The sequence below is a fragment of the Micromonospora sp. NBC_01655 genome, assembly GCF_026339755.1.
Classification (GTDB): Bacteria; Actinomycetota; Actinomycetes; order Mycobacteriales; family Micromonosporaceae; genus Micromonospora.
The window spans coordinates 3,342,930-3,362,807 of record NZ_JAPEQF010000001.1; the positions used below are offsets into that span (position 1 = coordinate 3,342,930).

Here is a 19,878-nt window from a genome sequence, read left to right on the forward strand (position 1 = left end):
GACTGAAGTCGGTATGCGCCCGACCGCGTCCACGCGGCATCGTGTCAGTCCCTTCCGTGCGCCCGGAAGGACGTGGCGACGCCGATGTCGTAGTCGGCGTACCCGTCCGCGATCATGCGGGTCACGTCGTTGGCGAAGGCGATCGCCTCCCGCACGGTGTGCAGCAGTTCGTGCATCTGTTCGGCGGCAGCCTGGTGCCGGTCGGTCAACGACGCCGCCTCGCCGAAGTCGCCGAGCAGGACCGGCCGGATGCGCAACTGGCCCAGGCCGTCGGTCGGTTTGCGCATCGCCTCCAGCTGGTCCTCCAACTCGCGGGCGAACGCCAGCAGCGAATCGAGGTGGACCCGGAACGACTCCTCGTGGGACATCGTCGCGCTCTCCTGTCTCGGAGCTCGGCTGAGAACAACGCCGGTCAGCGGGGCGGCGGCGTCGGGTGGAGGCGGATCCCGCCCCACCCCACGCCGCCGCTGATCGCCCCAGCTCAGGCGAAGAAGCTGGTGTTCCGGTTCTCCAGCGCCAGCTGGGTGTCGTGGGCCTCGTGTACCTTGCCGGAGAACTGGCCGATCACCGCGATGATGTCGGCCAGCGCGGCGCGCAGTCGCGTCTCGGACTGCTCCGCGGCCTGACCGGCGGTGCTGCCGGAGGCGTACCAGGTCTGCTTGATCGGGGCCAGGCTGGTCTGCAACTGGTCCATGTGGCCGTTCAACGCCTGGGCCTTGACCTGCAACGAGTCGGCGGCGGCCCGCAGCGCGGCGAATTCGACGTTGATCACATCGGCGGTCATCTCACATCACCCCTTCCGGGCGGTTAGGCACCGGCCAGCCGGCTGAGTACGGGGCTGCCCTCGCCCACGGCACCGGTGAGGCCGCGCAGGGAGTCGGCTGCCGCCACGTCACCGGAGTTGTAGTTGCGGAAGCTCTCGTTGACCAGGCCGGACATGGTCTGCAGTTCCCGTGAGGCAACTCGCATGCTCTCCTGCAGCCGGCCCTGTAGCTGCCAGAAAGCGGTGGCCTGGTTGCCGGCGTACCGGCTCAGTACCGATACGAGTTCGCTCTCCAGTTCCCTCATGCTCCGAGCCGCGTTGGTGGCGGCTTCGTCGAACCCGCTGACCGCTCGTGTCATCGCGGCGGAATCGCTCTGGTATCCGGGACTGGCCACGTCGGGTCACCTCCTCTTGGCGGAGTCGCGCGCCGACTCGCGGCGCCGTACACGCTGGGATGCTATGCATCCGTCACCCTTCGTTAGTACGGCACAAGTACCCGTCGCGTACACGGCACTATTACCCACACGGACCCGCCGCCGGGGCAGCCGGGCCCGGGCGCCGACCGGTCCGGATCAGGCCGGATCGGTTTGCGCCCAGGCGAGTTGCACCAGCGACACCCCGGTCCGCCGGTCCACCAACTGCCCCCGTCCGGGCGGCTGCTTGCTGGGCTTGACGTCGGCCAGCAGCGCGCCCTCGTCGCGGGAGCCGGAGAGCAGCAGGCCCGGTGTGCCCAGGTCACGGAGCCGTTGCACGACCGGCTCGAACAGGCTTCGGCTGGCGCCACCGGAGCGGCGGGTGAGCACCAGATGCAGGCCGACGTCCTTGGCCTGGGGCAGGAAGTCCAGCAGGGGCGCGAGTGGGTTGCGGCTCGGTGACACCACCAGGTCGTAGTCGTCGACGAGGACGAACAGCTCGGGGCCGCTCCACCAGCTACGCTCGCGCAGCTCGGCGGCGGTCACCTCCGGACCGGGCAGGCGTCGCCGCAGCCCCTCCGCGGCCTCGGCGACGAGCTGGGCGAGCACCGGCTCGCTGCCGGCGTAGCCGAGCAGGTGCGGACCGGTGAGCGCGTCCACCAGCCCGCGCCGGTAGTCGGCGACGATGACCGCGGCGTCGGTCACCGGATAGCGGGCCGCGATCTGCTGGGCGAGCACCCGCAGCAGCCCGGTCTTGCCGGACTCCACGTCGCCGAAGGCGAGGAAGTGCGGGTCGGCGTCGAAGTCCAGGTAGGCCGGTCCCAGGTCCGCCTCGGCCAGCCCGATCGGGATCCGCCGGTCACCGGGAACCGGACCGGGCAGGTCGCCGGCCGGCACCAGCCGGGGCAGCAGCCGCACCTGCGGAGCGCGCGGGCCGTGCCAGCTCGCGTCCACCTGCTTGACCAGGTCGCTCGCGCCGTCGGGCAGGTCGCTGACCGTGGTGCGGGCGTCGATGCGCGGCAGCCCACCGAGGAAGTGCAGCTTGTCGGCGGTGAGCCCGCGACCCGGTGCGCCCTTCGGCACGTTGGCCGCGGCCCGCCGGTCGTACGCCGAGTCGGCCGGGTCGCCGAGGCGCAGCTCGACGTGGGTGCCGATCAGGTCGCGCAGGGCCGGCCGGATCTCCATCGCCCGGTTGGCCGACAGTACGACGTGCAGACCGAACCCGAGGCCGCGGGCGGCGAGCGTGGTGACCGACTCGTCCAGCGGCTCGAACTCCTGGCGCAGGGTCATCCAACCGTCGACGACGAGGAACACGTCACCGAAGGTCCGCCCGTCCGGGCTGGGCGGTGGACGGCGCCGGAAGTCGGAGATCGAGTCGATGCGGTGCGCGGCGAACGACCGCTCCCGCTCGGCCAGCAGGCCGGTCAGCTCGGCGACGATCCGGCGGACCCGCTCGGCGTCCATCCGGTTGGCGTAGCCGCTGACGTGCGGCAGGCCGGCAAGGGTGGCCAGGCCACCGCCACCGAAGTCGAGAACGAACACCTGCACCTCGGTCGGGGTGTGGGTGAGTGCCAGCGCGGTCACCAGGGTACGCAGCAGGGTGCTCTTGCCGCTCTGCGGCGCGCCGAGCACGAGCGCGTGCCCGGCCGCCCCGGACAGCTCCGCCCACAGTAGGTCCCGACGCTGCTCGAACGGCTTGTCCACGATGGCCAGCGGCACGGTGAGCTGCCCGTTGCCGGCCCAGCCCACCGGGGTCAGGCCGCGCTGCGGGTCGATGCCCAGTGGCGGCAGCAACTGGTCCAGGGCGGGCGGTTCGGCCAGGGGCGGCAGCCAGATCTGGTGCGCGGCGGGCCCGTTGCCGAGCAGTCGGCCGATCATGGCGCTCAGCACGGTCTCGCCGTTGGTCGGCGCCGGGTGGGAACCGCCCGCCGGTGCCGGTGCGGGTGCTGGCCCCGCCTCGGCCGGCGTCAGCGGGGCGAGCCCGAACGGCAGCACCCGCCGCCGGTACGGGATCTCCTCGGCTGCGGCGGCCACCTGCTCGGGCGGCAGCTCGCCGGAGACGTACGCGGCCTTGAACCGTTGCAGGGTGGTGGTGTCCCACTTCAGGTACGCCGAGCCGGGCACCGGCGGCAGTTCGTACGCGTCGGACACCCCGAGGACCGCCCGGCTCTCCGCCGCGGAGAAGGTACGCAGCCCGATCCGGTAGCTCAGATGGCTGTCCAGGCCGCGTAGCCGCCCCTCCTCAAGTCGTTGCGAGGCGAGCATCAGGTGTACGCCGAGGCTGCGGCCGAGCCGACCGATCATCACGAACAGGTCGATGAACTCGGGCCGGCTGGAGAGCAGCTCGCTGAACTCGTCGATGATCACCAGCAGCGAGGGCAGCGGTCGCAGCGGTGCGCCCTCGGCCCGGGCCCGCTCGTAGTCGCGTACCGAGGCGTGGTTCCCGGCGGCCCGCAGCAGTTCCTGGCGGCGGACCAGTTCGCCGCGCAGCGCGTCGGCCATCCGGTCGACCAGGGTCAGGTCGGCCGCGAGGTTGGTGATCACCGCGCAGGTGTGCGGCAGGCCGGTCATGCCGGCGAAGGTGGCGCCACCCTTGAAGTCGATCAACGCGAGGTTGAGCGTCTCCGAGGAGTGGGTGGCGGCGAGCCCGGTGACCAGGGTGCGCAGCAGCTCGCTCTTGCCGGAACCGGTGGCCCCGATGACCAGCCCGTGCGGGCCCATGCCCCCTTCGGCCGACTCCTTGAGGTCCAGGTCGACCGGGCGTCCGTCGGGATCCACCCCGATCGGGATGCGCAGCCGGTCCCGGGCCGACCGGGGGCGCCAGGTGACCGCCGGGTCGAGCCGGCGCGGGTCGCCGATGCCGAGCAGGTCGGCCAGGCCGAAGGTGGTGGACAGCGGCTGCTCGCTGGCCACCGGCGCGCCGGTGTGCAACGCGGTGAGCTGCCGGGCGACCACCTCGACGCCGGCGACGCTGAGCCGGTCCGGCACGCCGACCAGGGCGACGCCGTCCGGGGTGCGCATGCCGAGCCGACCCTCGGAGATCACCAGATCGAGCGCGTCGGCGCCACCGCCGGGCCCACCGCCGATCTCCAGAATGGTGGTGCCGGCCAGGCCGCCGGGCGGGGCGAGCCCGGCATCGGGCAGCGTGCCCGCTCCGTCGATGACGATCAGCAGGTGCGGCGCCTCGGGCCGGGCCCCGGCCTTGAACGGGCCGCGGGCCGCCGGGTCGGCCGGATCGTCGGCGAGCAGCGCGGCCAGCTCCCCGAGGCTGGGCGCGGCCAACCGGGTCGGCCCACCGGCGTCGGCCCGGCCCGGATGCACCGCGTGGGGCAGCCACTTGAGCCAGTCCCAGCCGTCCTGCCGGTCCGGCCCGACGCAGGCGGCGATGCGCAGGTTGTCGGGGGAGTGGAAGGTGACCAGGTGGGCCAGCAGGGCCCGGGCGAGGGCCAGGATCTCGGGACGGTCGCCGGCCAGGGTGACCCGCCGGAACGAGCGTAGGGACACCGCCACCGGCAGCTCGCCGACGGTGGCGTAGGTGCGGATGAAGTGCCGCAGCGAGGTGGACGCCACCGGATCGAGGTCCTCCAGCGGGGCGGTCTGTGGCGCCCGCAGCGCGGTGGCCAGCCGCTGGGGCCCGATGCCGACCCGGACCCGACCGAAGTCGGCATCCGTGCGGGCCCGTTCCCAGAGCCGCTCGGTGCCGGCGAACGACCACAGGTCGGCCGGGTCGGGCAGCGCCGCCAGGGCCGCCTCCCGTTGGCGGACCGCCACCTCACGGACCTGGCCGCGCAGCCCGCCGAGGTAGCGCAGATAGTCGCGCCGTTCGTCGTTGATCTGCGCCTTCTTCGAGGCGCCCCCACGGGACAGGCTCATCACCAGCATGCCGGCCATGGCGCTGATGTACAGGGCGCCGAAGACCCAGGTCATCGCACCACCGGACCGCCCGATGTAGACGAACGACATGGCACCCATGCCGAGCATCATCGGCAGCATGAACATCAGTTGCATGCCGGCCTGGCCGGACCCGCGGGGCAGGGCGGGCGGGGACTGCAACATGATCTCGCCGCGTGGTGGTTCGGGCAGTACAGCCCGGCGGCGGAAGGTGTCGGCGGACATCCGGCGGTGCCTCCTCGGCCCGATGAATCGGTAACCCGTGGTCACTTTGACGGAGCAGGTCGTGGGTAGTTTTGCCGTTTAAGGGCTCGCGCGCATCAACCTACGATGACCCGCAACCATCCGGGAACCGGCCCAGCGCGGTCGAAATTGTCCGGCCCGGTGTGACGCGGGCCGGGTGATCTGGCGGGAAGGTGCGAACGATGACGACAAACTCGTCGTACCACGTGCGGCCGGATGCCGTACGTGGAGTGGTCGGCAACATCGTCGGCCTTCTGCTCCAGGCGTACAGCACGGTGCTGGAGCTGGAGCGGCTCACCCTGTCACCGACGTCGTTCGCGAAGCTGGGCTCGCCGGTCGCGTCGGCGAACATCGCGATGCAGGGGCAGGTCGTCGGCACCATGCGGACGCTGCTGCAACTGCTGCAGGAGACCAACGACCTGGTACACCGCAGCGCCAACGACTACGACGACGCGGACCAGGCGGTCGCCGCCGCGCTGGGCGGGGCGTCCACCGGCAGCGGTGCGGCGCCCAGCGCCGCCCTCGCCGGCTACGCGATCAACGACAGCGCGGGCGCGGCGGGGGAGCCCGGGTCGGTCGGCAACGTGCTGGACTACCTGGGCCGGGCGGGGCTCGGCGAGCTTTCGGCCCGGCCCCTGACCGAGGTGACCTTCCGCGACGCGCGGGACTTCGCCGACTGGCTCGACCGCAGCCCGGCCAACCAGGAACGGGTCGGCCTGTTGGCGGTCTACTCGGGCAGCGGGCGGGACGTGCCCGGCCTGGTACACCCCGGCGACGTGGTGGTCGTGCAGCCCTTCGTCGGCGACGGTGGCCCGGTGATCGGTGTCGCCGGCGCGAACGGCCAGCTCTACAACCACGGGGCGGTCGGCTCGGCGGCGGAGTTCGGACGCGTCCGGGTCTACCGCCCGATGACGGATGCGACGTCGCTGTGGTGAACCCCGACGACGTGAAGCCGAGAGAGGTGCGTCGTGTTTGACATTCCCAACTCGGGCGCGATGGACGCCGCTGCCAGCGGTCGTGGGCCCGGCACCGTCGCGCTGCCCACGATCGTGGGCGGTAACCCGCAGGCGATCCTCGCCCACGCTGCGGCGTTGACCGCGCGGGTCGCCCGGCTGGTCACCCTCCTGGCCGACCTGGAGCGGGCCCGCGAGCAGCTTCGTGAGGTGTGGTCCGCCGGATCGGCGAGCGACTCCGTGGTGCAGAAGCTGACCAAGTCCTTTGCCAGCTTCCAGCAGATCATCGAGACCGTGTTCGCCGGCGTTCGGGAACTGGAGGGTGCCGCCGCGCAGCTGACCACCGCGCAGACGGCCTACCGGGCGGTGGTCGGCGCGGTGAACCCGACGGTCGCCGCGCTGATGTCCAACCCCTACACCCAGGCGGCCGGCCGGGCGCTGGCGGTCAGCACCACCGGGATCCTCAAGGCGTTCCTCACCGGGATCGGTGGCATCCTCACCGCCATCGGAGTGACCAACCTCGGCCAGATCCTGACCGGCCTGGCCACCATCGTCGGCCAGGTCGAGCAGTTGTTCTCGAAGAACAACGACGGTGGCTCGGCGTCCGCCGCGGCGCTGCCGGCCGGGAGCGCGGGCAACCCGGTGCTCGCGCCACCACCGATGGCCGGCATCGCCAGCGGGGCGGGGCAGGCGGCCCTGGGCGGCGGCTACGGCATGCCGTCGTTCAACGGCTCGGGCTACCCGACCGGTGGCTCGATGAGCAGCTACCTGCCCTCGGCCCTCGGCACCGACCAGTGGGTCGCGGTCCAACCCGGTCAGTCCTCGCCCTCCTCCGGTGGGACGCCGGTGACGACGACGCCCACCGGCCCGGTGCAGACCCTGCCGATCCCCCCGTCCGGGTCGGTGGACGGGCCGCCGTCGTCCGCCCCGTCCGGGCCCGATGCCGACGGCGACGGCGACGAGGTGACGGTCACGGCCAGCAAGGGTGACCTGACGGTGACCGTCGAGGTGCCGGTGGACACCGGACGCGCGTTCGACATCGAGGTCACCGCCAGCTCCGGCGGGCAGAGCGTCGACGCCGACATCAGCGTCGGCGCCGACGGCTCGGTCAAGGTGGACTGACCGGTGGCCGGCGCCTCTTCCGTCCTGGTCGGCGGCACCGTCAATCTGTCCGGCGCGCTGTCCTGGCTGCTCGACCGGTACGCCACGGTGCTCGCCGAGTACCGCCGGCAGCTCACCGGCGACCCGGCCGGGCTGCGGGCCGTGGCCCACTCCTACCTGGCTATCGCCGACCGGGCAGCGGGCGTCTCCGGCGAGCTCGACCGGCGCCGCAGCGGACTGTCGGCGCACTGGCACGGCTCGGCGTACGACGCGTTCGGCGCCGCCGCCGGCCGGGTCAGCACCGGGCTCGACGGCACCGAGGCGCGGCTGCGCCAGCACGCCGCCGCGCTGGACCGCGCGGCCGGCGGACTCCAGGCCGCCGCGAGCACCGCCGACGTGGTCATCGCCCGGTTCCGGGCCAACGCCCAGATCCTGGTGGCCGCCGCCCGGGCGGTGCCGAGCAGCCAGGTCTCCGCCCTGCTCGGCCAGGCCCGAAGCGTCGGCGAACAGGCGTTGAGCGCGATGCGCGGGGTGTGTGACCGGCTCGGTACGGTGCTGGCGCAGGTCGCCACCGAACTCGGCGGGCCGCACCCCGCGGGCGCCGCCGGTCCGGCCGCCGCGGCCGGCGCCGACGGACGTCTCGCCGCGGAGTCGGTGCTGGCCGCGCTCGCCGGGGACGTCTCGCCGGCGCAGTTCCGCCAGAGCATGGCGCAACTCGCCGTGATCACCGACCGGGTACGCGCCGGCCAGCCACCGTCCGCCGAGGACAAGGCCTTCCTGACGTCGTTCTACGGCGCGCTCGGCGACCGGGTGTTCGACCTGCCGGGTTATCTCAACGCCACCGAGCACCGCTACCAGACCAGCCTGTTCGGCATGTTCGGCGAGACCGCCCCGGGCTTCGCCCCCGCCGACCGGCAGGCGATGCTACGGACCGTCGGCAACGGCATCCTGACCCTCTCGCAGGACCCGGCCGACCTGCCTGCCGCGATCCGCGACCTGGTGCACACCCCGGCGGCCACCGAGACCAACATCGGCACCAACTCGTTCGGCTTCACGCAGGAGGTGCCGTCCGTGCCGGGCCGGGCGCCGCTGACCGGGGCGATCGGCGAGACGGTCTACACCAACCGGCTGGACGTGCCCCGCTACGCCCAGTGGGAGGCGTTGTCCCAGCTCACCGGCGCGGCCGACCGGGACCTCGTGGCCGGAGCCGACTATTCCGCCGCGGTGACGCGTCGGGTCGGTGAGATGGCTGACGTGACCCAGCGCCTGGACGACCTGTCCCGGCACAGCCCCAACCAGCCCGGGTACTACGTGTCGACCGACGACGCGGTGCTCTGGGACAAGTCGCGGGTGGACGCGACGCTGACCCCGCTGCTCGACGTGTCCACCCGTAACCACGCCGCCGACGCGGCGCTGGCCAGCGACGGCGAGACGCTGCGCCGGCTGGCCGGCTTCGGCTGGGCGGACGACGGCCGCACCGCGGGCCGGGTCGTCGACTGGATCGGTGCCGCAACAGCCGATCCCGTCGAGCACGACCTGGCCCGCGGTGCGTACGTCAACCTCACCCAGACGATCACCGACCCGGCGTCGTACCCGCAGACCCTGGCCGCCATGCGGGAGAACCCGCACTTCGCCGAGGCGATCGCCCGGGCCACCGTGCCGAACATGGATCTGTACGCCCAGCCGCTCGACGGCCTGGACACCGATCCGGCGGCGCAGCGCCTGGGCAGCACCGACGCCCGGCACATGCTGATGCTCGGCCAGGTCACCCAGGACGGCCGTGACGAGATCAACGCGGCGGCCGACCTGTACCAGGAGTACCTGCTGCGCCAGGCCGACGCCGGCACCATCCCGATGGAACAGGCGGGCCGGTACGCCGGCAACGTGGACGGCCTGACCAACGCCGCGGCCGCCAACGCGATCTGGCACGCCAACGTGCAGGACGCCGAGCAGGCCACCCGCACGGCGCAGGAGGCGTACGCCCGGCAGGTGGCGATCGCCAACGCGGTCAAGGACGTGGTCGGGTTCGGTGTCGGCAAGCTGCCGGAGGTCGGCTCGTTCGCCGGCTTCGCCTTCGGGCAGGCGGCCAACGTCGTCACCGGTTCCCTACAGGCGCCCGCCCTGGTGCATCCGCAGGGCCTGCCCACCGAGGTCTTCCACCACCCGCAGCTCACCGGCAACGGGACGGTCTACACGGCGGCCGGCGACCTCGCCAGTTTCGAGCTACGCACCGGCGGATCGGCGCCGACCGTGCCGGTTGGCGCGCTGCATGGCGCGGCTGCTGAGGAGGCCGTACGGTGGGCCCGGGCTGATCCGGGCCGGGCCGACTACATGGACGCCTACAGCACCGCCGCGCAGTACGTGTATCTCGGGAACCTTGCGACTCATACCCGTGAGTCGATCCAATACGACGTGCAGGGGCGGCGGCCGTAGCCCGGCGGCAGGCGACGGCAACCGGCGGGTGGCGGTGAACCGGAGGGAAGACGACAGATGGAACCGGCGATCGAGGATCTGCTCGCCCAGGTGCGTGAGCAGCAACAACGGATCGAGGAGATCCAGCGCTCGGTGACGACCATGGAGCTGACCGGGTACGCCGGCAACGGCGACGTCACCGTGAAGCTCAGGGGCGACGGCCGGTTCACCGAGGTGACCATCGACCCGCAGGTGCTGCGTCGCTACGACGCGCACACCCTCGGCCAACTCGTGCTGGAGGCGGTGAACGACGGCCTGGCCAAGCTGGCGGCGGCCAGTGAGGCGAGGTACGCCCCGCTGCTCGGCGAGGCCCAGCAGTGACCACCGCGCTCGCCCCCCGGCGGGTCACCGTGGTAGCGCCACACGCTCGTCTCGACGTGTCGCTGCCGACGCAGAGCACGGTGGCGGAGCTGCTTCCGCAGTTGGTCCGGCTGCTCGCCACCAACGCTGACCGGGCCGGCGGGGTCGGCTGGGAACTGCGCCGCTTCGGGGGGCCGCCGCTGGACGGCGCGGCCACCGTCAGCGGCGCCGGGGTGCGCGACGGCGAGGTGCTCTACCTGGAGACGGTCGACCGGCGGGCCACCCCGATGCTCTTCGACGACGTGGTGGACGCCATCGCGAGCGCCGCCGCGGACCGGCCCGGGGTGTGGCGGGCGGCGGTGTCCCGGAAGGTCGGCGGTGCGGTCGCCGCGCTGGCCTTCACCGCGGTCGCGGTCGCGGTCGGCCTCAGCGGGCTCGCCGCGTCGGCCGTCGCGCTGCTCGCCGGCATCCTGGCCCTGGTGCTGCTGCTCGCCGGTGGGGCGATGTCGCGGGCGTTCGGCGACCGAGGTCTCGGTGCGGCGGTGGCCGCCGGTGGCGTACCGGCCGCGCTGATCGGCGGGCTGGCGGTGCTCGGTGGTCCGGGCGCGGCGATGGAGTTGACCGCGGGTCGGCTGGCGTTGGCCGGCACGGCGGTCACCCTCTACACGGCGGCGGCCGCCGTGGTGGTGGCGGAGCAGCGGCTCGCCGCCGCCGCGGTGGCTGCCGCGGCCGGTGGTCTCGGCGCGCTCGCCGACCTGCTCACCGCCTCCTCGCCCGCCTCGGTCGCGGCGGTCACCTGTTGCGTGGCCGTGGTGGCCAGTCCGGCGCTGCCGATGCTCGCGCTCCGGCTCGGCCGGCTGCCGTTGCCCGGGGTGCCGACCGATGTGGAGGCGTTCCGCCGGGACGAGCGGCCGACGCTCGGACCCGAGGTGGTCGGGGACACCGAGGCCGCCGAACGGATCCTGACCGGTCTGCTCTGGGGCTTGGCGGTCATCGTGGCCGGTTGCGTCGGGATACTCCTGTCCGGCGGCGGTCGCTGGGCGTGGGCGCTGGCCGGTCTGGCCGGCGCAGCGCTGTTGCTGCGCGCCCGCGCCTACGTCGGCCTCGGCCAGCGGGCCGCCCTGTTGCTGGCCGGTGCCGGGTCGGTGCTCGGCCTGACGGCTCGGGCGAGCCTGGCCGGCGGACCCGGAACGCGGCTGCTCCTCGCCGGGCTGCTCCTGGTGACCGGAGTGGTCTGCGCGACGTACGCGGTCCGGGCCGCCGCCAACACACCGTCGCCGTACTGGGGCCGGCTGCTCGACGTGGTCGAGTTCCTGGTGCTGCTCGGTCTGGTGCCGGTGGCGGGCGCGGTGCTCGACATCTACGGCGCGGTACGCGCATGGGGTGGCTAACCCACCGGCAGGCCAGCCAGCGGCAGCGTCGCCCAGGCCGCCTCGGCATGCGCCCCGTCCAGCGGGACCAGGTCCCGGTCGAAGTCGGCGGTGGCCTGCCGGACCGCCTCGGCGACCGCCTCCCGGGCCGGGCCGGCGGGCACCCCGAGCCGGACCAGCGCCGTGCTGCGGGTGCCGCCGCCGCGTTGCCGGTCCCACCGTACCGACACGGTGCTGACCAGGGCCGGTGTGGCGGCGTGCCGGCGCAGCAGCGTGGCCACCTCGGTCAGGCTCCGGGCGGCTCGGCGCGGTCGGTAGCAGACCTGGTGCAGCATGCCCAGCGACCAGTAGTGCCAGGTCTCGGTGCCGGGTTCGTCCGCGCGCCGCGAGTCGACACCGAGTACGGCGGCCCACGCGTCGCGCAGTTGACCGCCGTCGAGCGTGGTGACCTGATGCCCGGCGGCCCGCAGGTCGGCGGCGAGCCGCAGCGCGGCCGTGCCCGCGGCACGTACCGCCCCGGTCTGGCCGCCGCCCCGGGCCCGGACCGCCCGGGCGGCCGTCTCGGGGTCGAGCCGGATCGCTATCCAGCGCGCCGCGGTGCCGGTGCCGGGCGAGATCCAGTCGACCAGTTGCGCGCCGGCCAGCGGCAGATCGGGGTCGTCGTAGCGGGACAGCAGCCGGCGCAGCAGGTCGTCGAGGTCGCCGTCGGGTTCGACGCGCAGCAGCGCGCTCCACGAACTGCCGTCACCGGCCAGCCCGATCCGGTTGCCCGCCCGGTCCGCCTCGGTCCGGGTCCGCAGGCCGGGCAGGGCCGGCCGGGCGTGCCGGGACCGACGCCGGAAGCGGTGCCGGACCAGCACCCAGTCGGACAGCCACCGGCCGTGCCAGCGCACCCCGGTGCCGAGCAGCACGACCGCTGCCACCCCGGTGAGCGTGCCGCCGACCACGCCGGACGGCCCACCGGCGGCCACCGCGCCCAGCACCGCGCACTGCCAGAGCACCAGCCGGCCGACGCCGAGTCCACGCAGGCTGCGCTGCCCCACCGGTGGTACGGGCATCGGCGGCCCAGCCCGGTGCCGGGTGGAACTGATCGGCGGCGCGGTGGCCGGTGCGGCTGTCGGCATGGCTCGGCTCCCTGGGCTCGATGTCGTCGGCGATCCGTACCTTGTATCCGTAGTTCTAGTGCACCGGGCGTGCACCGCACCATGGCGGGGACGAACTGATGTGGACACAGCGCGACCAACTACAGGCCTACCAGTTCCTTCGCCGCCGGCTCGTCTCGGCGCTACAGGTCGGTGACGCCAACCACCCGGTGTCGCCGAGTCGCCGTCTGGTCATCGGGTGTGCGCTCGGCGCGGCGGTCACCCTGCTGGTGACCGCCGGCTTCGGGGTGTACGGGTTCCTGCGGCCCGGCGCGAACACCGACTGGCGCAAGCCCGGCCAGGTGGTGATCGACAAGGACACCGGAGCGGCGTACGTGATGGGCGCCGACGGGTTGCTGCACCCGATGCTCAACTACGCCTCGGCGCGGCTGCTCGCGGGCGGTGACGGCACCGCCACCAGCCGGGTGTCGAGCAAGTCGCTGGGGGGTGCGCCACGCGGCGTCCCGCTCGGGATCCCCGGCGCGCCGTCGTCGTTGCCGGGCCGGGACCGCCTGTTGACCGGGCCGTTCACCGTCTGTGCGCAGATCGCCGACGGCCGGCCGGCGGGCACCGCGCCGGTCACCACGGCGCTGGCCGGGGTCGCGCCGGTGGGCACCGAGGTGGACGCGGCGACCGCGTTGCTGGTCGCCGGCCCGGACGGCACCGAGCACGCGCTGGTGGCCGGGCGCCGGCACCGCATCGCCGACCCGGCCACGGCGGTTGCCCTCGGCTACGACGCGGTACGCCCGTTGCCGGTCAGCGGGGCCTGGCTGAGCGCGGTTGTCGCCGGTCCGGACCTGCGACTGATCACGGTGTCCCGGGTGGGCGCCGCCGGGCCTCGGGTCGGTGACCTGAGCACCCGGGTCGGCCAGGTGCTCGCCGCCACGACCGTCGGCGCCGAGGCCCGCTACTACCTGGTCCACGCCGACGGGCTGCTGGCGATCGGACAGACCGAGGCGGCGTTGGTGCTCGGCAATCCGGCCAACCGGGCGGCCTACCCGGACGGCGCGGCGCGGGAGATCGCGGTGACGCCGGCCGACGTGGCGCAGTCGAAGCCGGTGGCCGGCACGGCCGTCGGGTATCCGGCCCGACTCGCCCCGCCGGCCGAGGTGCCCCAGGAAGGGGCTGCGGTGTGCGCGACGGTGGACGGCGATCGGGCGGTGGTCAGGCTGGGCGCCGCCACCGGTGTGCCGGCCGGGGTGGCGCCGATGGCGGCCGGTGGTGGCACGGGGGCCGACACGGTGTTCGTACCGGCCGGCCGGGCCGCGGTGGTGCGCGAGCGACCGACACCGCAGGCCGTCCTCGGCGCCGTCTTCCTCCTCACCGACCAGGGCGTGCGGCATCCGGTACCGGACGGCGACGCGCTCAAGGCGCTCGGGTACGGGGCGGTTCGGCCCACGCCGGTGCCACCGACCGTGCTGGCGCTGTTCCCCGTCGGCCCGGTGCTGGACCCGGCCGCCGCCCAGCGGCCCGCCGCCCCCCGGGCCACCGGCGCGGGGGAGACCCGGTGACCGGCGTGCCGACGATCGAGGTGTCGGTGGTGGAGGACCACCCCCTCTATCGGGCCGCGCTGGTCCGCGCGCTCGGGGACGCGCCGGACGTCCAGGTCGGGGTGACCGCCAAGTCGGTGGAGGAGTTCGCGGCGTACCGGCAGCCCGGCGGGGGAGTGGTGATCCTCGATCTGCGGCTGCCCGGGGCACGCGACGCGGCGGCGGTGGTCGCGGTCGCCGGGATGGGCCACCGGGTGCTGGTGGTGTCCGCGCACGGTGACCAGTCCGACGTGCTCGGGGCGATCGCCGCCGGGGCCCGCGGCTACCTGACCAAGGACGCCGACGCCGACGAGATCCTCCGGGCGGTACGGGAGATCGCCGCCGGCAACACCTACGTGTCGCCGACCCTGGCCTCGATCCTGCTGGACTCGTCCCGGGGACGGCAGCCGCTGTACCGGGTGCCGTTGTCCGACCGGGAACGTCAGGTGCTGTCGCTGCTGGCAGCCGGCGAGCGGGACCAGGACATCGCGGAGGCGTTGATGATCAGTGTCCGTACCGTCCGGTCCCACCTCGACCGGATCCGGGAGAAGACGGGGCGTCGGCGGCGGCCGGAGCTGACCCGGCTGGCGATCGAGGAGGGCATCGCCGCGCCCGCGCAGGACCGCTGACGGGCCGGCCGACCACCCGGACGGCGGTGGGTGGCGGCTCCTGGCCCGGGCGACATCGCGCAGCGGCGGATATTCCGCGGGGCAACAACCTCGACCGCTCGGCGGTCCCCGACAGTCCACTGTGTACGGTGGCGATCTCATCCCGCTCGGCCGGCGTCCTCGCGGGCGGTCACCGGGCCGTACCGGTCGGTTGCCGCGCCGGAAGGCCGACCTGCGGGGCAGCCGAACCCTCATCGGAGGAACTGCGAATCATGTACGACGCGATAGTGGTCGGTGCCCGCTGCGCGGGCGCCTCCACCGCCCTGCTGCTCGCCAGGCAAGGGCACCGGGTGCTCGTGGTGGACCGGTCGTCGTTTCCCAGTGACGTCATCTCGACGCACTTCCTGTGGCCGCACGGGATGTCCTACCTCAACCGCTGGGGCCTGCTGGACCAGGTCACCGCGGTCACCCCCACGCACACGAGCGTCGACATCGTCAACGACGGCATCCGACTGACCGGATCGGTGCCGACGGACCTGCTGCGCGAGCACTTCCGGGACCTGCACGGCGACGACTCGGGCGTGGTGGGGAGCTACGCCTCCGTCCGCCGCCGGGTGCTGGACGAGATCCTCGTCGAGGCCGCGGCCAAGGCAGGCGCCGAGGTCCGCACCAACTCCACGGTACGGGAGCTGATCGTGGAGGACGGCCGGGTCGTCGGCGTGCGGGGGCGGGCAGCCGACGGCCAGGTGTTCGAGGAGCGGGCCCGGATCGTGATCGGCGCCGACGGCCGGAACTCGTTCGTCGCGCGCGCCCTCAAGCTGCCCAAGTACGACGAGCGGCCCCGGTGCACGTTCGCCTACTGGAGCTACTGGTCCGGCTTCGACCTCGGCTCCGGGCAGATCCACCGGCGGGGCCGGCTCGGCTGCGCGGCGGTGCCGACCAACTTCGGGCAGAACATGGTCCTGGTCTGGGGGCCGAGCGAGTGGTCCCGGGAGTTCCGCGCCGACGTGCCGGGCAACTACCAGCGGGCGCTGGACTTCGTCAGCCCCGAGCTGGGCGAGACGGTCCGCACCCGGGGCACCCGGGAGGAGCGGATCTACGGCACCCTGGACCAGTCGGCCTTCCTCCGGCCGCTGCACGGGCCCGGCTGGGCGCTCGTCGGCGACGCCGAGTCCGCCAAGGACCAGTGCACCGCGATCGGCATGACCCACGCCTTCCGCGACGCGGAGCTGGTCAGCGCCGCCCTGGACCGGTGGCTGACCGGGGAGACGTCGATCGACGAGTCGATGGCGGCGTACGAGGGCCGCCGCCGCAGCCAGAACGCCGCGGCCTACTACGACTACGTCTGCACGTTCGCGGAGATGCGGCCGTACCGGCACGACGAGCTGCAACTGTTCGTCGCGTTGCGCGGCAACCAGGAGGAGACCGACCGGTTCATCGCCACGCACGCCGACGTCGCGCCGGTCTCGGAGTTCTTCCAGGCGTCCAACCTCTTCCTGCTCAACGACGCCGCGAAGGAGTCCTCGGCCGACTACCCGGTCTTCGACGACTTCGCCGCGACGTCCCGCATGTACCAGCAGAACCTCTTCGCCTGATGCCGCACCAGGGAGCCGACACCGTGACCACCACCGACCTGCACCAGCGTGACGACGGCGAGCTGATCGAGGTGATCCTGCACGCAGCCCAGCGCGGGGACGTCGAGACCATGACGCGTACCGCGGCCGAGGTCTCCGAGATGACCCGCAACTGGGCCGCGCACATCCCGTGGGACGACTTCGCGACCCTCGACCGGTCCGGGAGCGACGGCGAACTCGCCCAGGTCGTCGCGGACCTGACGGAGATGTGGGAGCCGGCCCACCTGCGCAATCCCGTCGACCCGGACGAGGAGTACGCGCTGGACAAGAACGCCTACGACTTCTACCGCCCCGCCGGCCGGAACCTGCTCGCCCGCACCGAGGACTTCTACGGCTGGGTGCAGGCCCGCCGCCGAACGGAGACCTGGCAGTACTCCCGGGTGCTGGAGGCGGCCCCGGACAGCGTCGCCCAGATCACCAACGACCTGGGCCGGCGGACCCGGGGCATCAACTTCAACTCGCAGGACTACCTGTCGTTCAACACCCACCCGACGATCCGGGAGGCAGCGGCCCGCGCGATGCGCGACTACGGCCCGCACAGCGCGGGCTCGCCGATGGTGCTCGGCAACACCCGGATCTCCGACGACCTGGAGGCGGCCCTCGGCGACCTGGTGCGGCTCGAGCACGTGACGCTCTTCCCGACCGGGTGGGCGGCGGGCTTCGGCGCGGTGGTCGGCCTGGTCCGCCAGTCCGACCACGTGCTGATCGACCGGCTGGCGCACTCCTGTCTCCAGCAGGGCGCCCGGGCGGCGACCCGCAACGTGGTGCGCTACGAGCACCTCAACGTCGAGGCGGTCCGCCAGCACCTGGTCGACATCCGGGCGCACGACACCCGCAACGGCATCCTGGTGGTCACCGACGGCCTCTTCTCGGTGGACGCGGACTGGCCGGACCTGGTGACCCTCCAGCGGGTCTGCCGGGAGTACGACGCCACCCTGCTGGTCGACGTCGCGCACGACCTCGGCTCGATGGGGCCGGGCGGTACGGGTGTGCTGGGGATGCAGAACCTGCTCGGCGAGGTCGACATCGTCATGGGCGCGTTCTCGAAGACGTTCTGCTCCAACGGCGGCTTCGTCGCGTCGAACTCGCCGGCCCTCAAGCAGTACATCAAGATGTTCGGCGGCTCGCACTTCTTCTCCAACGCGCTCTCCCCGGTGCAGACCGCCGTGGTGCGGGAGGCCGCGCGGATCATCCGCTCCCCGGAGGGCGACGAGCTGCGCGCCCGGCTGTTCACCGCGATCCACGCGCTGCGCGACGAGCTGACCGGCCGGGGCCTGACCTGCATGGGAGAGCCGTCGCCGATCGTCCCGCTGCTGATCGGCAACGAGAAGCTCGCCCGCACCGCGAACCGGCTGCTCTTCGACCGGGGGGTTCTCGCGTTCATGGTGGAGTTCCCGGTCACGCCGACCGGGTCGTCCCGGTTCCGGCTCCAGGTGCAGGCCGGGCACGGGCCCGAGGAGGCCCGGGAGGCGGCCCGCATCATCGAGGGCGCGATCGCGGACTCCCGGGCGTACCTGTCCAGCGCGTTCGGCAGCGCCCCCCGGTAGCCCGACGGGCGGGGCACCGGGGCACCCCCGGGCCCGGTGCCCCGCCCGGCGTCATCGCCGAGAAGTAGAATCGACGGTCACCAGGATCGCCCGACGCCGCCGGGTGACGAGCGTCCGGGTGGTTCAGTGGCCCCCGCCCCCGCCCCCGAGGGCGTCGAGCAGGTTGTCCACCGCCGCGTCCGACGCCCGGCGGACGCTCTCGGCCGTCGCGGCGCCCAGGTGCGGCGTCGGCACCACGCGGGGATGGGCGAGCAGGGCCGACGGCTCCGGCGGCTCGCGGTCGAAGGCGTCGACCGAGTACAGCGCGATCCGGCCGGACTCCAACTGCGCCAGCAGGGCCGCCTCGTCGACCAGGCTCGACCGGGCCGTGTTGAGCAGGACGACGTCGTCGCGGACCAGGGCGAGTTCGGCGGCCCCGAGCAGCGGCCCGCCCGGTGACGGCGGGACGTGCAGCGACACGACCTCACTGGTGCGCAGCAGGTCCTCCAGCGGCAGCAGCGGCACGTCCCCGCCGTCGGTGACGAACGGGTCGTGCGCCACGACCCGCATGCCGAGGCCGCGCGCCAGGTGGGCGAGCCGGCGCCCGATCGCGCCGAAACCCACCACGCCGAGGGTACGCCCGGCGGCCTCCCGCCCGGTGCTGCGCGCCCAGCGGCCGGTGCGCAGGGCGGCGCTGGCCTCGGGTAGGCCGCGCAGGCCCATGAGGGTGAGCGCGAGGGCGAGTTCGGCGACGCCCTGGGCGTTGGCGCCCCGGGCGGTGAGCACCTGGATGCCGGCGGCGTCGGCAGCCGTACCGTCGATGCCGTTGCGGCCGGCGCCGTTGCGGCTGATCACCCTGAGGGCGTCGGCGTGGGACAGGACGTCGGCGTCGATCGTCTCGACGCCGGCGATCCAGCCGACGACGCCCGGTACCGCGGCGGCGAGGGTCGCGCTGGTCGGCTGGTGTCCCGGCGTGGGTGTGACGACGGTGAAGCCCGCGGCCCGGAGCCGTTCGACGGCGGGCGAGCCCGGGATCGACATCGAGCGGGGGGTGACGAGGATCCGGGGCGCGGTCACGACCGCACCTGCGGTGTCTGCGGGCCGAGCAGCGTGATCAGGCGTTCGACCTCCGCCGCCATGGCGGCGCGGGCCGGTGCGACGTACCTGCGCGCGTCCAGCAGCTTCTGGTCCGCGTCGAGCCGCTCCCGCACCACCCGGGTGAACACCTTGTTGAGGTGGGTGGCGATGTTGACCTTCGTCATCCCGTGGGCCACCACGGCTTGCAGGGCCGCGTCGTCGACGCCGGAGGAACCGTGCAGCACCAGGGGCACCGGCACCAGCTCGGCGATGGCGGTGACCAGCTCCAGGTCGACCACCGCGTCGCGGGACGCCATCGCGTGGGAGGTGCCGACCGCGACGGCGAGCGAGTCGACGCCGGTCTCCTCCCAGAACCGGCGGGCCTGGCCGGGGTCGGTCCGCACGCCCGGGGCGTGCACGCCGTCCTTGCCGCCGACCTCACCGATCTCCGCCTCGACGGCGACGTCGTGGGCGTGGCAGTGCGCGACGACGCGGCGGGTGGTGGCCCGGTTCTCGTCGTCGGGCAGTCGGGAACCGTCGAACATGACGGAGGTGAAGCCGAGGTCCACCGCCTGGTGGACGAGGTCGACGTCCTCCGCGTGGTCGAGGTGCAGCACGACGGGGACCGCCGCCGCCTCGGCGAGCGCGCGCGTGGCCAGCGCGAGGGGGCGCAGGCCGCCGTGGTAGCGGACCGCGTTCTGGCTGATCTGCAACACCAGCGGCGCGCGGGCCGCCTCGGCGCCGCTGACCAGTGCCTCGGCGTGTTCCAGCAGGGTCGCGTTGAAGGCCCCGACGCCGTGTCGCGCGCTGCGGGCGGCGGCGAGGGTGGGGCGTGGATCGGCGAGGGGCATGCTGC

At 73.6% G+C, this 19,878-nt stretch carries 16 protein-coding genes; 9 read left to right on the forward strand and 7 right to left on the reverse strand.

The window, feature by feature from the left end:
• Window positions 1–44: 44 nt before the first annotated feature.
• From OOK41_RS15625 to eccCa, 4 genes are all read right to left on the reverse strand, one after another.
• A complete protein-coding gene (locus tag OOK41_RS15625) occupies window positions 45–368 on the reverse strand; it encodes a hypothetical protein (protein ID WP_117669946.1) in 324 nt (107 codons plus the stop codon).
• A 113-nt stretch (window positions 369–481) separates the two neighbouring features.
• Window positions 482–784 carry a WXG100 family type VII secretion target gene (locus tag OOK41_RS15630; RefSeq protein ID WP_117669944.1) on the reverse strand — a complete coding sequence of 101 codons (303 nt, stop codon included), beginning with the start codon at window positions 782–784 and terminating at the stop codon, window positions 482–484.
• 23 nt (window positions 785–807) lie between these two features.
• Window positions 808–1,158, reverse strand: a complete 351-nt coding sequence (locus OOK41_RS15635) for a WXG100 family type VII secretion target (protein WP_207892815.1) — start codon at window positions 1,156–1,158, stop codon at window positions 808–810.
• A 177-nt stretch (window positions 1,159–1,335) separates the two neighbouring features.
• Window positions 1,336–5,292 carry a type VII secretion protein EccCa gene (eccCa, locus tag OOK41_RS15640; RefSeq protein ID WP_266265642.1) on the reverse strand — a complete coding sequence of 1,319 codons (3,957 nt, stop codon included), beginning with the start codon at window positions 5,290–5,292 and terminating at the stop codon, window positions 1,336–1,338.
• Window positions 5,293–5,492: 200 nt separating this feature from the next.
• Here eccCa and OOK41_RS15645 point away from each other — a divergent pair, with 200 nt between their 5' ends.
• From OOK41_RS15645 to eccD, 5 genes are read left to right on the forward strand one after another with little or no spacing between them, the layout of a single operon-like run.
• The gene (locus OOK41_RS15645) at window positions 5,493–6,245 is read left to right on the forward strand and encodes a WXG100 family type VII secretion target (RefSeq protein ID WP_207892814.1); all 753 of its coding nucleotides are present in this window, start codon (window positions 5,493–5,495) and stop codon (window positions 6,243–6,245) included.
• A 33-nt stretch (window positions 6,246–6,278) separates the two neighbouring features.
• A complete protein-coding gene (locus OOK41_RS15650; protein WP_266265643.1) occupies window positions 6,279–7,385 on the forward strand; it encodes a hypothetical protein in 1,107 nt (368 codons plus the stop codon).
• A 3-nt stretch (window positions 7,386–7,388) separates the two neighbouring features.
• Window positions 7,389–9,797: a WXG100 family type VII secretion target gene (locus OOK41_RS15655; protein WP_266265645.1), complete on the forward strand. Its 2,409-nt coding sequence runs from the start codon at window positions 7,389–7,391 to the stop codon at window positions 9,795–9,797.
• Between the two features lie 57 nt (window positions 9,798–9,854).
• Window positions 9,855–10,157, forward strand: a complete 303-nt coding sequence (locus OOK41_RS15660; RefSeq protein WP_117669934.1) for a YbaB/EbfC family nucleoid-associated protein — start codon at window positions 9,855–9,857, stop codon at window positions 10,155–10,157.
• Between the two features lie 29 nt (window positions 10,158–10,186).
• On the forward strand, window positions 10,187–11,527 hold the full coding sequence (eccD, locus tag OOK41_RS15665; RefSeq protein WP_266267838.1) for a type VII secretion integral membrane protein EccD: 1,341 nt from the start codon (window positions 10,187–10,189) through the stop codon (window positions 11,525–11,527).
• On the opposite strand, the gene OOK41_RS15670 is transcribed toward eccD, so the two are convergent.
• Window positions 11,524–12,630, reverse strand: a complete 1,107-nt coding sequence (locus tag OOK41_RS15670) for a type VII secretion protein EccE (protein WP_266265647.1) — start codon at window positions 12,628–12,630, stop codon at window positions 11,524–11,526. The genes eccD and OOK41_RS15670 overlap by 4 nt on opposite strands.
• A 98-nt stretch (window positions 12,631–12,728) precedes the next feature.
• Between OOK41_RS15670 and eccB the strand changes: the two genes are divergently transcribed.
• The 4 genes from eccB (at window position 12,729) to OOK41_RS15690 (ending at window position 17,966) form a co-directional block, all read left to right on the forward strand.
• A complete protein-coding gene (eccB, locus tag OOK41_RS15675) occupies window positions 12,729–14,159 on the forward strand; it encodes a type VII secretion protein EccB (RefSeq protein ID WP_266265648.1) in 1,431 nt (476 codons plus the stop codon).
• On the forward strand, window positions 14,156–14,806 hold the full coding sequence (locus OOK41_RS15680; protein ID WP_117669926.1) for a response regulator transcription factor: 651 nt from the start codon (window positions 14,156–14,158) through the stop codon (window positions 14,804–14,806). The genes eccB and OOK41_RS15680 overlap by 4 nt, the downstream gene beginning before the upstream one ends.
• 251 nt (window positions 14,807–15,057) lie before the next feature.
• Window positions 15,058–16,380 carry an NAD(P)/FAD-dependent oxidoreductase gene (locus tag OOK41_RS15685; protein ID WP_266265649.1) on the forward strand — a complete coding sequence of 441 codons (1,323 nt, stop codon included), beginning with the start codon at window positions 15,058–15,060 and terminating at the stop codon, window positions 16,378–16,380.
• Window positions 16,381–16,403: 23 nt separating this feature from the next.
• On the forward strand, window positions 16,404–17,966 hold the full coding sequence (locus OOK41_RS15690) for an aminotransferase class I/II-fold pyridoxal phosphate-dependent enzyme (protein ID WP_266265651.1): 1,563 nt from the start codon (window positions 16,404–16,406) through the stop codon (window positions 17,964–17,966).
• Window positions 17,967–18,089: 123 nt separating this feature from the next.
• Here the strand turns inward: OOK41_RS15690 and OOK41_RS15695 are convergent, their stop codons facing one another.
• Both OOK41_RS15695 and OOK41_RS15700 read right to left on the reverse strand, forming a co-directional pair.
• Window positions 18,090–19,022: a phosphoglycerate dehydrogenase gene (locus tag OOK41_RS15695; RefSeq protein WP_266265653.1), complete on the reverse strand. Its 933-nt coding sequence runs from the start codon at window positions 19,020–19,022 to the stop codon at window positions 18,090–18,092.
• On the reverse strand, window positions 19,019–19,873 hold the full coding sequence (locus OOK41_RS15700; RefSeq protein WP_266265654.1) for a class II fructose-bisphosphate aldolase: 855 nt from the start codon (window positions 19,871–19,873) through the stop codon (window positions 19,019–19,021). The genes OOK41_RS15695 and OOK41_RS15700 overlap by 4 nt, the downstream gene beginning before the upstream one ends.
• Between the last annotated feature and the right edge of the window lie 5 nt (window positions 19,874–19,878).

Excerpts from the sequence above, each read along its gene's own strand:
- OOK41_RS15670 (WP_266265647.1), bottom strand. The coding sequence starts at position 12,630 with ATGCCGACAGCCGCACCGGCCACCGCGCCGCCGATCAGTTCCACCCGG.
- OOK41_RS15660 (WP_117669934.1), top strand. The coding sequence starts at position 9,855 with ATGGAACCGGCGATCGAGGATCTGCTCGCCCAGGTGCGTGAGCAGCAA.
- eccB (WP_266265648.1), top strand. The coding sequence starts at position 12,729 with ATGTGGACACAGCGCGACCAACTACAGGCCTACCAGTTCCTTCGCCGC.
- OOK41_RS15700 (WP_266265654.1), bottom strand. The coding sequence starts at position 19,873 with ATGCCCCTCGCCGATCCACGCCCCACCCTCGCCGCCGCCCGCAGCGCG.
- OOK41_RS15625 (WP_117669946.1), bottom strand. The coding sequence starts at position 368 with ATGTCCCACGAGGAGTCGTTCCGGGTCCACCTCGATTCGCTGCTGGCG.
- OOK41_RS15645 (WP_207892814.1), top strand. The coding sequence starts at position 5,493 with ATGACGACAAACTCGTCGTACCACGTGCGGCCGGATGCCGTACGTGGA.
- OOK41_RS15685 (WP_266265649.1), top strand. The coding sequence starts at position 15,058 with ATGTACGACGCGATAGTGGTCGGTGCCCGCTGCGCGGGCGCCTCCACC.
- OOK41_RS15630 (WP_117669944.1), bottom strand. The coding sequence starts at position 784 with ATGACCGCCGATGTGATCAACGTCGAATTCGCCGCGCTGCGGGCCGCC.
- eccCa (WP_266265642.1), bottom strand. The coding sequence starts at position 5,292 with ATGTCCGCCGACACCTTCCGCCGCCGGGCTGTACTGCCCGAACCACCA.